This window comes from Spiroplasma mirum ATCC 29335 (assembly GCF_000565195.1).
GTDB lineage: Bacteria > Bacillota_I > Bacilli_A > Mycoplasmatales > Mycoplasmataceae > Spiroplasma > Spiroplasma mirum.
The window spans coordinates 952,275-967,490 of the sequence record NZ_CP006720.1; the positions used below are offsets into that span (position 1 = coordinate 952,275).

At 30.9% G+C, this 15,216-nt stretch carries 18 protein-coding genes; 2 read left to right on the top strand and 16 right to left on the bottom strand.

The annotated features are described in order from the left end of the window. Window positions 1–17: 17 nt before the first annotated feature. The 9 genes from P344_RS04860 to P344_RS04895 all read right to left on the bottom strand — a co-directional run bounded on the left by P344_RS04860 (window position 18) and on the right by P344_RS04895 (window position 9,638). On the bottom strand, window positions 18–1,961 hold the full coding sequence (locus P344_RS04860; RefSeq protein WP_025317752.1) for an ABC transporter ATP-binding protein: 1,944 nt from the start codon (window positions 1,959–1,961) through the stop codon (window positions 18–20). A gap of 112 nt (window positions 1,962–2,073) precedes the next feature. Beyond that, window positions 2,074–3,309, bottom strand: a complete 1,236-nt coding sequence (locus tag P344_RS04865; protein WP_025317753.1) for a phosphoglycerate kinase — start codon at window positions 3,307–3,309, stop codon at window positions 2,074–2,076. Window positions 3,310–3,372: 63 nt separating this feature from the next. After that, complete coding sequence (gene trxB, locus P344_RS04870) at window positions 3,373–4,320, bottom strand: thioredoxin-disulfide reductase (protein ID WP_025317754.1); 948 nt, start codon at window positions 4,318–4,320, stop codon at window positions 3,373–3,375. After that, window positions 4,304–5,512, bottom strand: a complete 1,209-nt coding sequence (locus P344_RS04875; RefSeq protein WP_025317755.1) for a prolipoprotein diacylglyceryl transferase — start codon at window positions 5,510–5,512, stop codon at window positions 4,304–4,306. The genes trxB and P344_RS04875 overlap by 17 nt, the downstream gene beginning before the upstream one ends. A gap of 20 nt (window positions 5,513–5,532) precedes the next feature. After that, on the bottom strand, window positions 5,533–6,459 hold the full coding sequence (gene hprK / locus P344_RS04880) for an HPr(Ser) kinase/phosphatase (RefSeq protein ID WP_025317756.1): 927 nt from the start codon (window positions 6,457–6,459) through the stop codon (window positions 5,533–5,535). 103 nt (window positions 6,460–6,562) lie between these two features. Then, the gene (uvrB, locus tag P344_RS04885) at window positions 6,563–8,527 is read right to left on the bottom strand and encodes an excinuclease ABC subunit UvrB (RefSeq protein WP_025317757.1); all 1,965 of its coding nucleotides are present in this window, start codon (window positions 8,525–8,527) and stop codon (window positions 6,563–6,565) included. A 100-nt stretch (window positions 8,528–8,627) separates the two neighbouring features. Then, the gene (locus tag P344_RS06845; RefSeq protein ID WP_156028582.1) at window positions 8,628–8,801 is read right to left on the bottom strand and encodes a hypothetical protein; all 174 of its coding nucleotides are present in this window, start codon (window positions 8,799–8,801) and stop codon (window positions 8,628–8,630) included. A 30-nt stretch (window positions 8,802–8,831) separates the two neighbouring features. Continuing rightward, entirely contained in the window at window positions 8,832–9,221 is a 390-nt protein-coding gene (locus P344_RS04890) for a hypothetical protein (RefSeq protein WP_025317758.1), read from the bottom strand. Between the two features lie 36 nt (window positions 9,222–9,257). Next, window positions 9,258–9,638, bottom strand: coding sequence for a hypothetical protein (locus P344_RS04895; RefSeq protein WP_156028584.1), 381 nt, complete (start codon window positions 9,636–9,638; stop codon window positions 9,258–9,260). A gap of 155 nt (window positions 9,639–9,793) precedes the next feature. Here P344_RS04895 and P344_RS04900 point away from each other — a divergent pair, with 155 nt between their 5' ends. Beyond that, complete coding sequence (locus P344_RS04900) at window positions 9,794–10,066, top strand: hypothetical protein (RefSeq protein ID WP_025317760.1); 273 nt, start codon at window positions 9,794–9,796, stop codon at window positions 10,064–10,066. A 34-nt stretch (window positions 10,067–10,100) separates the two neighbouring features. Here the strand turns inward: P344_RS04900 and P344_RS04905 are convergent, their stop codons facing one another. Continuing rightward, window positions 10,101–11,123 carry a ribose-phosphate diphosphokinase gene (locus P344_RS04905; RefSeq protein ID WP_025317761.1) on the bottom strand — a complete coding sequence of 341 codons (1,023 nt, stop codon included), beginning with the start codon at window positions 11,121–11,123 and terminating at the stop codon, window positions 10,101–10,103. A 141-nt stretch (window positions 11,124–11,264) separates the two neighbouring features. On the opposite strand from P344_RS04905, the gene P344_RS04910 reads away from it, so the two are divergent. Continuing rightward, the gene (locus P344_RS04910; protein WP_236681377.1) at window positions 11,265–11,495 is read left to right on the top strand and encodes a NifU family protein; all 231 of its coding nucleotides are present in this window, start codon (window positions 11,265–11,267) and stop codon (window positions 11,493–11,495) included. A gap of 561 nt (window positions 11,496–12,056) precedes the next feature. Here the strand turns inward: P344_RS04910 and P344_RS06210 are convergent. From P344_RS06210 to P344_RS06850, 6 genes are all read right to left on the bottom strand, one after another. Further along, window positions 12,057–12,335 carry a hypothetical protein gene (locus P344_RS06210; protein WP_025317763.1) on the bottom strand — a complete coding sequence of 93 codons (279 nt, stop codon included), beginning with the start codon at window positions 12,333–12,335 and terminating at the stop codon, window positions 12,057–12,059. A gap of 600 nt (window positions 12,336–12,935) precedes the next feature. Beyond that, window positions 12,936–13,367, bottom strand: coding sequence for a ribose 5-phosphate isomerase B (gene rpiB, locus P344_RS04920; RefSeq protein ID WP_025317764.1), 432 nt, complete (start codon window positions 13,365–13,367; stop codon window positions 12,936–12,938). A 90-nt stretch (window positions 13,368–13,457) separates the two neighbouring features. Next, entirely contained in the window at window positions 13,458–13,676 is a 219-nt protein-coding gene (locus P344_RS04925; RefSeq protein WP_025317765.1) for a hypothetical protein, read from the bottom strand. 8 nt (window positions 13,677–13,684) lie between these two features. Further along, window positions 13,685–14,302: a hypothetical protein gene (locus P344_RS04930; protein ID WP_025317766.1), complete on the bottom strand. Its 618-nt coding sequence runs from the start codon at window positions 14,300–14,302 to the stop codon at window positions 13,685–13,687. A gap of 75 nt (window positions 14,303–14,377) precedes the next feature. Then, entirely contained in the window at window positions 14,378–14,665 is a 288-nt protein-coding gene (locus P344_RS04935; RefSeq protein ID WP_025317767.1) for a hypothetical protein, read from the bottom strand. A gap of 239 nt (window positions 14,666–14,904) precedes the next feature. Continuing rightward, window positions 14,905–15,144, bottom strand: a complete 240-nt coding sequence (locus P344_RS06850; protein ID WP_148552331.1) for a hypothetical protein — start codon at window positions 15,142–15,144, stop codon at window positions 14,905–14,907. Window positions 15,145–15,216 lie beyond the last annotated feature (72 nt).

The window sequence follows — 15,216 nt, forward strand, 5'->3', positions numbered from 1 at the left end:
TGGTAAAATTGCGACAATTATTTGGTTTGGTTACCAGCTTTATATAATTGTAAAAATGGTCCTTCTTTACTAATTAATTCTTTAAAGGTTCCTTGTTGAATAATTCCAGTTCCTTTTCCTAACACAAAAATTTGGTCTGCATTTTTGTTGGTACTTAACCGGTGGGCAATTGAAATTGTTGTTTTACCAACCATTAATTTTTCTAACTCAGCTTGAATTTCTTTTTCAACAATATTATCTAACGCACTGGTTGCCTCATCAAGAATTAAAACTTGTGGATTTTTTAAAATCATCCGGGCAATTACTAACCGTTGCTTTTGGCCTCCGGAAAGCATAAATCCCCGTTCTCCTAAAATTGTTTGATAACCATCTCTTCAACCCATTACTAAATCATGTAATTCCGCTTTTTTACAAGCAGCAATAACTTCTTCTTCGGTGGCATCAAATTTTCCATATTTAACATTATAAATAACATCACCATATAAAATTTTTGGTTCTTGTTCAACATAGCCAATATGTGATAGATAACTTGGTAAATTCAAAGTTTTTAAATCAGTATTATTAACTAGGACTTCCCCGGTTGTAGGATCATAAAAACGTAACAATAATTTTGAAATTGTTGACTTTCCGCTACCAGTCTCTCCCACAAAGGCATAACTTTTGCCAGCTTTAAAAACAAGATTTGTTTTGGGTAAAATTGTAACCCCTGGTTTTTCGGGATATTCAAATGTAATATCTTTTAAAACAATATCTCCTTCAATACTTTCTACTTTGGGAGCATTTAAGTTAGGATTAATTGTTGAAGAAACACGAACTAAACGCATTACACGTTTTGTTGATGCCGTTGCTCTTGCTAACCCCGGCACTAACCCTACTAATGTTCAAATTGGAAAGGCCAAAGTGTTAACTCCGGTAATAAAAGAAGGTAAAATTCGAATCATATGGTCAGTACTTTCTTTTCCTCCGTATAATCCAATACTAGCAACCAAGACAATAACTGTTAAAGCTAATGCACAAATAATAATAATTGTGGTCATCCATGTTTGAATCCGGTTTAATTTTTTATTAACCCGGTAGTATTCCTTGTGAATTGTTTCAAAACAAACTCGTTCATATTCTTCAGTTCCGGTTGCTTTAATTAAAGCAACCGCCCCAATCCGGTCAGTAACATTCCCATTAACATCTGTAATGGTTGATTTAACATTTTCTGATTCAACTGCTTGTGAACGGAAAGTTACCGAAATTGCGGTCATAAATACTAAAGTTGATCCCAAACAAATTAAAGCTAATTTTCAATCAATGTTTAACAATGAAATTGCACTTCCAAAGAAAATAATCGGAATGCTAATTAAATTGGCTGGTGTTAACTGGGACTCATCTCCAATTGTTTGGGTATCATTAATTAATTTGGTAATTGTTTCACCAATTTTTTTATCAGAATAATAACCGATATTTAAATTAACTAAGTTATTTAAAACTGCATTCCGAATATCAATTTCAATAGTTCGCCCGAACATTCCCCCAACTCGCTCACGAACATTGGTTGAAATTAAAGCAACAATTAAATCTACTATAATAATAATTAGTCAGACTCATCAACTAATCCCCGTGCTCTTTAAGTTTGAATCATTACCAAAATAAAATAAAATTTCATCCATTAGTTTACCAATTAAGTAGGTAATTGCAACAATTGCCACTGCTGAAATTACCAATGCTAATATAATTGTGAATGATCGTAGCAAATATTTTTTATAATAAATCGCTACTAATTTAAAAAAGCCAATTTCTGGTTTTTTAATTCCCTTCATCATTTCTAATGGCGTTTGGTATTTTGGTTTTACTCTTTTTGGTTCGTTGGCATCCGCAGACAATTTATGTTCTAAAGCATTAATATCAATTATTTCATTTTTTTTTATTCATAAATATCATCCCTTGTCTCCCCATTTTTTTCTCTCTTTCATTATATCAATAAAAACTAAATAAAAACACGAAAAAATTTATGTTTTAATTTCCCCATCTAGTATTATTAATTATAATCAAATAATAAAAACCACGCAAGTGGTTTTTATAAGATTATTTATCTTGTACTGCTTCAATTCCTGGTAAAGTTTTACCTTCCATATATTCTAAACTAGCACCCCCACCAGTTGAAATGTGGGTAAATTTATCTTTATATCCTAATTGAATAGCTGCTGCTGCTGAATCACCACCACCAATTAAAGTAAAGGCATCTGGCAATTGGGCAATTGCTTCACAAACTGCTTTAGTTCCGTTACTATAATGACTAAATTCAAAAACTCCCATTGGTCCATTTCATGCCACAGTTTTTGCACCAGCTAATTCTTTTTTAAATAATTCAATTGTTTTTGGTCCAATGTCTAATCCCATATAACCTTCATCAATGTCAACACCATCGGTTACTTTGGCGGGAACATCGGCAAATTCCGGAGCTTCTAAAGCATCAACGGGTAAGATAATTTTACTGTTTGCTTTTGCTAAAAATTCTTTAGCAACTTCAATTTTATCTTCTTCTAATAATGAGTTTCCAATTTTATGACCTTGGGCAACAAAGAACGTATATGCCATTCCTCCCCCAATAATAATTTTGTCAGCTTTAGTTAATAAGTGATCAATGACTCCAATTTTATCAGAAACTTTTGCGCCCCCAATAATTGCCACAAAGGGTTTCACTGGATTATCAACCCCTTGGGCTAACATTTTAACTTCTTTTTCCACTAAGAACCCTAAACATGATAAGCCAATGTTTGTAGCAATTCCAACATTTGAAGCATGGGCACGGTGTGCAGTTCCAAACGCATCATTAACAAAAACATCACCAAGACTAGCTCAGTATTTTCCTAAGGCAGGATCATTTTTACTTTCGCGTTTTGCTTTTGCATTACCATTTTCATCAACTTTTAGATTTCCGTTGGCATCCAAAATATCAGCAAAACGTGTATTTTGGAATAATATAATATCTTTATCTTTCATTCCAGCAATAGCTGCTTCTAATTCTGGTCCTTCAAAAGCATTTACAAATTTAACGGGCATTCCCAATTTATCACTAAGAGCTTTCGCTACTGGAGCAATGTCTCGTTTTTTTAAATCCGCTTCTGTTTTTACTTTTCCTAAATGTGAAAATAAAATAACTTTTGCATTATGATCAATTAAATATTTAATTGTTGGTAATGCAGCAGTTATTCTATTATCATCAGTAATTACACCATCTTTCATTGGCACATTAAAATCAACTCTAACTAAAACCTTTTTTGAGCAAATTTCAACATCTTTTAATTCTTTTTTTGCCATAAAGTTTTCCTCTTCTTTCTAATGTTGTATCAACATATATATTTTATAACAAAATCAATAATTTTATTTTAAATTATCAATATATTCAATTGCAAACTGGGCTGCTTTCGCCCCATCACTAACTGCTGTCGCAATTTGGCGAAGGGTAGTATTAGTTACATCACCAGCCGCAAATAATCCTGGTACTTTTGTTTCACAACGACTATTAGTAATAACATAACCATTCTCATCTAACACATTTAAATCTTTTACAAAATCAGTAATTGGAATTGACCCAATATATGGGAAAACGGCACTCACTACTAATTTTTGTTCAGTATTATCTTTCACATTCTTGATCATAACACTTGTTACTTTGTTTTCTTTCGAATCATTAATTTTGGTAACGACACTGTCTAAGATAAATTCTATCTTCGGATTTTTCTTCGCTTTGGCTAGTAAATTATCATCCGCACGAAACTCTTGGCGACGATGAACTAAATAAACTTTGTTAACAAATTTAGTTAAATATAGCGCTTCTTCTAAAGCTGCATAGCCCCCACCAACAATGACAATATCTTTATTTTTAAATAAAGCCCCATCACAAACAGCACAGTAAGATACACCATGCCCATATAATTCTAATTCACCGGGAACACCAATTTTTCTTTCAACTGTTCCAGTTGCAATAATCACAACCTTACTTAATAAAATTTTGCCCGAAAATAATTTTAATTCAAATAAATTGGTATCCGTTTGTTTAGTTATGTTAACAACTTGGCCCCCAAGATAGGGAATATTTAAGTTTTGGGTTTGCATAAACATTTTCATTGCTAAATCTGGTCCTTGAATACTATCAAACCCAGGATAATTTTCAATTTCACTTGTTTTTGTCATTTTCCCCCCCGGGGCTCCTTTTTCAATCATTGCAATTTTGGCCATTGCCCGGGCCCCATAAATGGCAGCTGTCATCCCCCCAGGTCCGGCTCCAATAATTAGAATATCATAAATATCATTAGTATTGTTTTTCATACAATCACCCTCCTTGTCGCCATTTATAAACAGAAATATATTGAGCAAAAATAATTAATAAAATTCCAAATAGAATAAAAAATCCAATTACTATAAAATCTAACACTGGCATATTAGTTAGAAAGAGATCATCACCAGTTCGCTGGGTCTCGAGAATAATCCGAATTAAGTTATAACCCGCAACATATAAACCAGCTTGCACACCACACCGTAAAATAATTAACCGGTGCGGGTTTTCAATTTTTTCTAACTCCCAATGGTTAGCTTTAATAATTTGCTGCAACCGTGCTCACTTATATTTAAAATAATTAATGACAAGTTCTTTTTTTGTCATTCGACTTTTATTTTTAAAATAAATTTTTTTTAAGTTAACTTTGTTACTTAAATTTTTAACAACCATTGGGTCAATCTTAAGATCATAATATCATTTATCCCAAACGCCCTTATATGATAATGTTGTAAATGCTGGTTCTTCTTTTTTAAATTTTTGATAATAACTATATTTAAAAATTAACGGCACCAACACAATAATTAATCATAAAATAACATTGGCAAATGATTCATATAAGAAAATTGGTTGAAAATATTGCACATGGGCAAAATCGGTTGGGTCTACTCCCATATCAAATTCTGGAATTCCAACAGCTTTCGTTGGATAAAACAGATCTGGGATTGGGTTTGGAACATACCACTTAAACATATTATTACGAATAAAGACTGGTAACCACATTAAACTTTCGCGCGAAGTTGGGGCACCCATTATTTCGTGGTTAAAAAAATTTCCTCATCTTCCTAAGGCTTGTGCTAATAAAATATGGGGAATAATTAAGTCAGCATAGACCCAAATTGAGATATTTGTGCGTCGTGATTCATAATAAAACCAACCTCAACCAGCAAAGAGACCAAATAATAATCCCCCATGAATGCTCATTCCGGGCAATCAAAATTCTAATAACTCATAAAACGGCACTGGATGGTCTGGATCTAATTTCCCAAAAATACTAGCTCCAAATAAGGATAAGGGAACTAAAATAAAAATTCCAATATATAACCCCTGGGTTGGGATTTTTCGTTGGCGAAATTTTCACCAGGCTATTAAAATTACAATTACAAAACCACAGAATATTAAAAATCAGTATGGTCGAAATCAATTAGCATATGTATCGCGAGCAATTCATGTACCTAAATTCAAAAGTTAACTCCTCCTTAAATTTATTTTGTTAGATTATTGTGTAAACGATTCTGCAGGATTTTAGTAGAAGAAATCCCCGCTTCTTCTAATTTTAACTTCGCAACGGCGGTTTCAACAAGTTCACTAACATTACGCCCATAAGTAACGGGGATGGTAATGGTTGGGACTAAACTATCAAAGATTTTAACAAATTGATATTCAGAACCTAGACGGTCAATTGATTTATATTCTTCATCATCAAGATGAATTAGTTCAACAATTAAGTCAATTCTTGTTTCTTCTAATAAAACTTGGAGTCCATAAATTTTACTTAAATCAATGATTCCTAATCCCCGCACTTCAATTAAATTTTTTAATATTTCATGCGAACGTCCATAAATCTTATTATTTTTTTGCATTAACAAAATGCGATCATCACCAACAAATAAGTGGTTTTTCTTAACAAGTTCTAAGGTCATCTCTGACTTACCAATTCCCGACTTTCCTTTTAGTAAGACACCCTTCCCAAAAACATTTACTAAAGAAGCATGTTCTTCGATAACGGGGGCAAAATATTCATCAAAAAATTCTAATAATAATTGATAAATCCGACTGGTTGGCATGTTTGGAGCTCTTACAATGGGGCATTGATATTCATTAGCAATTTTAATTAATAAATCATCATTAAACCTATCAGTTAAAATAATCATCGGGATATGTTCATTTAAAATAAACTCATAACGTTGGGTTCTTGTTGATTGGTCTAATGTGGAAATATATAAATATTCTTTATGAGATAATAAAATTACTCGGCGATTAGTATTGTCTTTTTCAGGGTCAAAGCCGGAAAGTTCTAAGCCAGCCCGGTTAATTCCATAAACTTTAATTTCACGTTCTAAACTATTTTCACCAGCTAGAACTTGATAATTAAAATTCTTAATAATATCTTTAACCACTAATTTACGCATTTCGATTCCTCCGATATCCTTTAATTAATAATAACATATTCAATATTAATAATTTCGCTTTTTAAAAATAGTTTTAAAGAAAAAATAAGTTATTAAACTTATTTTATTGGGCTTCAATTTCAATAATAATATCCCGCAACTCTGCTGCTTTTGCAAAATCCAATTTTTCACTAGCCTGGTACATTTCTTTTCGTAAATCATTCAATAAGGCTTCTTTTGCTGTTTTGTATTCTTTGGAATTTTTATTTTTAATTTTATGTAATTTATCATCGCGAATTTTAATGTTAGTGTAGTCACGAATTGGTTTAATAATAGTTTGCGGTTTAATTTCATTCATAATATTATAGTCATTTTGAATGCTACGGCGACGAAGAGTTTCTTTCATTGCTTTTGCCATCGCATCAGAAATGCGATCCGCATATAAAATAACATGCCCATTAGCATTCCGTGCAGCTCGTCCAATCGTTTGAATTAAACTTCGCTCATTTCTTAAAAATCCTTGTTTATCAGCATCTAAAATACAAATTAACGAAACTTCAGGAATATCAATCCCTTCCCGAATTAAGTTAACTCCGACAATACAATCATAAACTCCCTTGCGAAGTTCTAGTAAAATTTGACTGCGTTCTAACGTTTTTAATTCACTATGAAGATAAGCCACTTTAATATTTTGTTCTTGTAAATAACTGGTTAAATCCTCTGACATCCGAATTGTTAAAGTTGTAATAAATACCCGTTCATTTTTTTCTCTTCGTAATTTAATTTGTGCAATAATATCATCAATTTGGCCAACAGTTGGTTTAACTTCGACAGTTGGGTCTAATAAACCAGTCGGACGAATAATTTGTTGGGTTACTTGGTTATTTAGTAATTCTAATTCATAATCACCCGGGGTGGCGGAAATATAAACAATATTTTTTAACTTTTGGTTAAACTCATCAAAGTTTAATGGACGATTATCCAAAGCACTTGGTAGACGAAAACCATAATTAACTAAGGTTTCTTTCCGACTGCGATCAGTATTATACATTGCTCTAATTTGCGGAAGGGTCATGTGGGATTCATCAATGATTGTTAAAAAATCAGTTCCAAAATAATCAATTAAAGTATATGGTGGTTCACCCGGTTGACGTAAATCCAAATGTCGTGAATAGTTTTCAATTCCTGAACAAATCCCGGTTTCGCGTAAGGCATCTAAATCATATTCTGTACGTTGTTCTAATCTAGTTGCTTCCAAAATTTTTCCCTGACTGCGTAACTCTGCCAACCGTTCTTGGAGTTCTTTTTCAATATTTTCAATGGCAATTTTCATACGTTCGGGGCTCGTAATATAATCCTGGGCTGGAAAAATTGTTAAGTTTGTTAATTTTTGAATAATATCGCCGGTTAACCCATCAACAACCGAAATATCATCAATTTCATCACCAAATAAATCTAACCGAATAAAATTTTTCATATTTCACCCTGGCGCAATTTTAATAATATCACCTTTTGCACTAAAAGTTCCGGGAATTAATTCAATGTCATTTCGCGTATATCCAGAGCCAACTAAATAAGCTGATAATTCTTTTTTACTTAAAATTTGATTCCGTTTTAATTCAAAAAATGATTTCCGATACTCACGGGGATCCTGGGCCCCATAAATTGCTGCTACTGAAGCAACAACAATAACATCTTTTGTTGTTGAAAGTGCATTTAAGGCACTTAAGCGCATCATATCTAATTCCATATTTTGTTTAGCATCTTTATCAATATACAAATCTTTACTGGGAACATAAGCTTCTGGTTGGTAAAAATCAAAGTTACTAACAAAGTATTCCACGCGGTTATCGGGAAACAACTCTTTTAGTTCAACATATAATTGCATTGCTAACGTTTTATTATGAGCCATTACTAAAGTTGGTTTATTAATTTGATTAATAACATTGGCCATCGTAAAAGTTTTTCCGGTTCCCGTAGCTCCTAATAAAACTTGATGACGTTTATTCGCAAGTATTCCCGCGGTAATTTCATTAATTGCAACTGGTTGGTCACCAGATGGTTTATAATCTGATACTAATTTAAACATTTTTTTCTCACCTGTTTCTTAATATTATTTTATACCAATTATAAAAAATTATCTCTTCCTTTAAAAATATAAAAAGATGTTTATTGAAACATCTTTAAATTTATAAAATATTCGAATTAATATTACTAATCGGTAAAATTGCTGCTGACCAAAAGAAATTAGCATAATCATCGGGGTTTGCTTTGGCTTTCGCAATCATACTTTCATTCATAAATTCATTAGTTGGCAAACTTGCTTGTTTTAATTGCAATAGTTCGCCATTCGGATTGGGCATAATCTGCGCAAAACATCCCTGAACCCCAGCCTATTCATGTTTAGTATTTCCAATTGTTGTCACAGCATAAACTGCTACTGCAATTTTATTAGCCGCTGTCGTACCAAAATCATCGTTTCCCCACGGATTTAATTTTTCCATTGAATCATACTTTAGTCATTGGCTTGGTTTTGGCTGATAGGGATCGGTTGGGTTATCTTGATAACTATATTCAAAGATAAACTTCCCATCTTTTTCTGTATATACAAAACTATATTGTAAAAAATTATTTACTTTAGTAATGACAACAGGAGAAGCGGTTTTTACAAATTGGTTATTACCAGGAAAATCAAATTGTTCTTTTTGCTTACAAGCAATTAAACTAGTAGCACTAGTAGCAATAATACTTAAATTCATTAATGATAATAAAATTCTTTTCATCGACACTCTTCTGCTAATCTTCAATTGCATTTCGTTCTAATTTCCGTAGTTGTTGTTGTGATAATTTTGTGTATAAATTTTTTCGTTATGTGTTTTATTTAAAATTTCTTTTACCTTAGCTTTAATTTGTTGTTTTTGCTCTTCTTTTAAAATCAAAAGATCACTTCGCTTTCGGGCATATTCTTGTGTTGATTCCACTTGGCCCATCGCATCAAAGATAATTCCGATTTTTCTTGTTCCATAACAAGCATGTAAGAACCACACGTGCAGAACAACTAAAGAATATAGTAATTCCGAAGCAAAAGAATTACCAATAATTTTTATAGAACAGGAAACGGTGGAAACAAAAAAAGAGTTAATAAAACCAGCATCTAAAAATCCGTACATAAAGAAAAACAGAAAACTACTTTTCAGCAAAAAGCACCTGTAAACAAGAAAAAAAATAAGGCCAGTTAAAATAGAAAATGTTGCAAGACAAACAAAACGTCCAACAACTTTAACTAAAAAAATCAGAAACTACTAATACTAATTGTAAAGTAATTCCCAGTCGCAGTCGGTTAAATAAACCAAAAGTGGAACCAAATAATTCGGAAACAAAAATTCTTAAAATTAAAACTCCTATGGCAACTCATAAAACAATTAATATATATTATTTAGATGAGAATGAACCTAATTTAAAATTGCGAGAAATTAAAAATTACAACCAAGACACAATTGCTGTTGTCAACAAAAATGATAGTTTAATTAAACCCGCTAGTTTCTTACCTTCTTTTACGAAAGAAAATTGTTTTAGTTTTAACTGATTTGTTAAAACTAATTATAAAACATGGAATAAAATAAAATAAAAAGTCAATTTATTATTAATTGACTTTTTATTAATTATTTACTAATTTTTTTAATTAAAGTTTTAATTTTTTCATTAAAAGCTTGGTAAACATCCGATAAACTTTTTTTAGCAACCATTGCTCCAATCATTGATGAAATTAATTCGGCAATTTTAATAATTTCTAATCCCTCAAAACGGTGTTCTTCAGGAATATCAATAGTATTAGTTACAATAACTTTTTTCGCATATCCTTCTTTAATTAATTCAGTTAAGCGGTCCCGTGCGGGGTTTGAGAAAACCCCATGGCAAGCTAATAAATAGACATCTTTTGCCCCATGTTGTTTTAATGCTTTCGCAGCATTGCAAATTGTTCCCGCCGTATCAATCATATCATCAACAATAAAACAAACCTTGTCTTTAACATCTCCTAACACAAACTGTACTTCACTAACATTTGGTTTTGGTCTTCGCTTATCAATAACCGCAATATTTGTTACTAAGTTACCAAGACTATCAGCAATTTCACGGGCGCGCACTAGTCCCCCGTGGTCTGGTGACACAATTGTAATTTCTTCTTTAATATTATCTTCTTGAATTTTGCGAATGATGGTGCGCGCCATTTCTTGGGTTGTGCGTAAATCATCAACTGGGACATCAAAGAATCCCATTGATTGGGGAGAATGTAAATCAACAGTCATTACCCGGTTGGCACCGGCTGTTGTAATTAAGTTAGCTACTAATTTACAAGTGATTGGTTGGCGACCACGGGCTTTCCGATCTTGACGCGCATAACCAAAATATGGAATAATAACATTGATAGTTTGGGCACTCCCTCTTTTTAACGCATCAATGGCAATTAATAATTCCATTAAATTTTCATTAACAGGATTTGATATTGATTGAATAATGTAAATATCTTTTCCCCGCACTGAATTAACAGCTCTTGTTAAAATTTCCCCATCCGCAAAGCGATTAATTTCCATTTCTTCTTTTTTAACACCTAATAATTTACAAATTTCATCGGTTAACTTATCCCCGGCTGTTAATCCATAAATACTATAGTTTTTTTCTTCCACTATCATTTCTTCTTTCTATTCCTTATTATATCCATCTAACATAATGTTTTTTATAATTATATTATAAATAATATTCCTAAATAGTAAACAATGTTTTTTAAATAGTTAAATAATGTGTTATAATTAAACAAATGCGGTGGTATGATGGATTTAAATGAAAAAGCAAAAGAAATAATTCAAAATCTTCGCCCTTATATTAATCAGGATGGTGGAGATATTGAATTTGTTGAAGTGAAGAATAATATTGTCTATGTTCGCCTAGCTGGGGCATGTATTGGCTGTGGTTTTATTGACAGTACCATTAAAGATGGGGTTGAACAAATTGTCAAAGAAGAACTCAAAGAAATTGAAGCCGTAGAAGTTATTATGTAACTTCTTTTTATTTTGATAAGTAGCATCTTTTCGTAATCATTCAGTTAAACTAACATCGTTATCATATTCTTGCTCTGTTAAATTTGCTGCTAAGACTTGACGAGCAACAAAATTATAATTGTGACGACTAAAATATTCACCACTAATATGTTTAATGGCAAAGAATACAAAAACCATTAAAACAAATCCCGGCACAAGTTGTATAAATTGTGTTCCAAATGTAGTTAATGCATTTAAAGTCGAAAAACAACCCGTTACCGGATGGCGACTAATCCGGTAATTTCAAACTATTAATAATGAAAATAAAATTACAAAAATAATACCAAACGCCAAGCCACTTAATAATTGGCAAGTAATCCACAATTCAGGAATTTTCGTAAAAGCAACCACTAGAAAATATATTATTCAAATAGCAAAAGCTCCTAAAATTGTATTGCGAATCCCCATTTTTTAACAATAACTGGATAAAGTAGGATGCCAGGGATAATTTGGGGAATTCACCAAAATTCCTGGGTTAAATGTAAATATTTAGTTATTATAGGTAAGATTTTGATAAGTTTCTTAAATTTGTTGGGCTAATAAGAAATTATAAAAATCACCCTGGAGAAATTCGCGTATCACCCTCACAAAAAATAAAATTACCAAAATACCACTAACTTTTCATCAGGAAAACTTACTAGCTAATTTTAATTGTTGGCGATCAAACGCCCCAATATATTCTTTGCGTTCTTTTAGTTTAAAACAGCAAACAAAAGAAATTAGCATAAATCCTAAAATTAAGTCAAACAAAATATAATAATCCATTTCATAATTTTTATTAACACTCTTTAAAAAGTTCAAAATATTTAGTTCACTAAAATTAGCAATGATCACCACCGGAAATAATAATGAGACTGTTAAAAATGAATTAGTGCGGTATGAATAAACTTAATTAAAACATAAGTATCAAATTGAATTTGAAGCAACGCCAAGCCCAAAACATAACGCACAAATAATGAAAATAGTTTGGCTGTGGGAAATTGCAAGCGCTAAAATAATCCCGAGAATAATTGTGGCATATGATAGTCAAACCAAAAACGCCGGGTTAATAAACCAGTAATTTACGAAGCAGGAATAAAAAAGATTGTCGCATAAAAACTTGCACTAACGCCGACTAAAATTCCTAAGTTTTTTCAATTAATATTAGCAGTAAATAAAATGAAATTATAATTTAAATTTAAAATTGCTGATAATATTAATCAAAAAAAGAAGTGTTGAATAATAAAAAAACCATTGTTTTTTAGTTTTAAAATGTCTTTTGACTAACAAGAAAACATATAAAACAATTACAACAATAGTTAGCAATGGATATAAAATCAAACTATCTCAATCTTGCATAATTACCCCACTTTATAATTCTTTAATAATTATATGATAATTATTCCAAAATTAACCGGGATTTTAATAATTATCTAATTTGGTAACTCGCTTGGCATGGCGACCAGCATCAAATTGGGTATCCAGAAACTCTTGTACAATTCATAATGCTTTATGGTTTGCAAGTAAACGGGCTCCTAAGGCTAGCACATTTGCATTATTATGTTCCCGAACTAGTTTCGCAACGGTTGTTTCATTACACAATGCTGCCCGAATTCCTTTGACTTTATTAGCAGCAATTGAAATTCCAACCCCCGTTCCGCAAATAACAATTCCTAAATCAGCAGTTTTATTAACTACTAATTCCCCAACTTTAAAACCATAATCTGGATAGTCAACTGACTCAGGAGTATCAGTTCCAATGTTAATTACTTCATAGCCATTATCTTCTAAATATTCAACAATTGCATTTTTCATCTCCACCCCAGTATGGTCATTTCCAATGGCAATTTTCATGTTCCTTCACCTTTCTTATGTTTTAACTATAACATACTTTCTTTTTAAAATTAAAAACCTGTACTTAATTAACCTAACCACAAAAAATATTTAAAATAATTGTGGCATATTTAACGCGAGAGTTAGCTTTTGATCAGCATACTGTAATAATAAATACGCACACTGATTATAATTTTGGTGTTCACTCATTTTAAAATGAATATATTGTTCATTTTTAATATATCATAATTTTAAACACTGAATAATAAAATTAAACTTCACAATTAGTTTTAAATTACTTAGCGCCCGGTTTTTTTGGGCATCATACATATATGAAATTAAGCGATTATAAACATTCTTTTTATCTTGCGCTTTTTTAAATTAAATTCAGCAATAATCGGATTGCCAATATACTGATTAAAAATTGTTTTAATAACTTCCTGATCTTGTAAATTAATAAATTTAATAGAAATTTCTGTTTTTTCCACAAATTGTAAGTAAGTTTTAATATTATTAATTAAAATATCATCATCAATTGATTTTGGTAACACTCAACGGTGGGGGTGGGTATTATGTAAAATAATTGTTAAATAATATTTTAACTTGTTAATAATTAATTGCCTTAAAACCTTGTCAAAATTTAGTAAAGTTTGATCATCACGATAAACATCATTATTACAACTAATTTGCAACGCAAAATCAAAATCAAAATATTTCATTTGCTTATTAATAATTCAGGCATCCGAATATAAACTAGGCTTCACCTTGGGAACTGTTAAAATTCTAAATAATTTCATATATCGTGATAATTCCGGATATTGGCGAATATCTTCTAAAAACTGGTCGATAATATTTTTGCAAATAAAAGTTTTATAAGTGTGCTTAATTTTGATCACAATTAGCTTTCAATTTTTTGTCATTGCTAAAATTGAATCAATAATTTTTTTCTTTTTCATTTTCTTAAATCCATTAAAATATCTGTCTTATTTTCATAAATTTCTCAGTTGTATTATTCTTAGAAATAAGAAATATTATTTCTCGTTTAATATCTCTAGTAATTTTTGGGGACTCATCAGTGTCACAGTTACAATTAAATTATTATGCTTATTAATAACTACATATAGATTATTTTTAAAGTTATCTAATTTAATATAAAAATTCCGTGTGGTTTCAATTCGATCAGTCGAATTATCAATCATTTTAATAATCTTTTCTTTAATAATTCATTCATCGACTGTTTTAAAAGCAGCGATTCGCTCTTTAATTCGTTGTAAGCTATGATATGAAAAATTAAAGTTATGTTGATAATAATAGCCCATGTTAAAAACCTCACTTACTCTTTATACCATTGTAATTATATATTAACAAATAAAAAAATAATTTTTATCTTTTTTAGATTTTTTTGGTTATTATCACTTTTTTTTGCTTTTTAAGCATGACAAACATAAAACTACCAATAACCCAGTTAATAATTCAATAAATAAACAGAATAATAGTAATATAACCCATAATTGTATTGTTTAACTGGCCACTAACCTGATGGTAGTTACTTAAACTATTAGTTGTAAATTTGGCAATTGTTACCACTAGTCACAACGCAAACGGAACCACTAGCCTTCTCTAGAATTAACTCTAATGATAACTCATCCGCTTTAAAAATATCCATTAAAGTAGCAATTACATATAATAATAAAGCTGTTGATAAGACTAAATAAGCTAGGGATAGTAAATATGGTAAAGGACCAACTGCTAAAATACTCTCTCCAACATTTGGAACTGGATAAGTGATACTTGACATAATACTAATTGTCAAACAAATGTTTAAAGTAATTAAGGCAATTAACGAATAGTAAACAAGAGCGGGAATAAT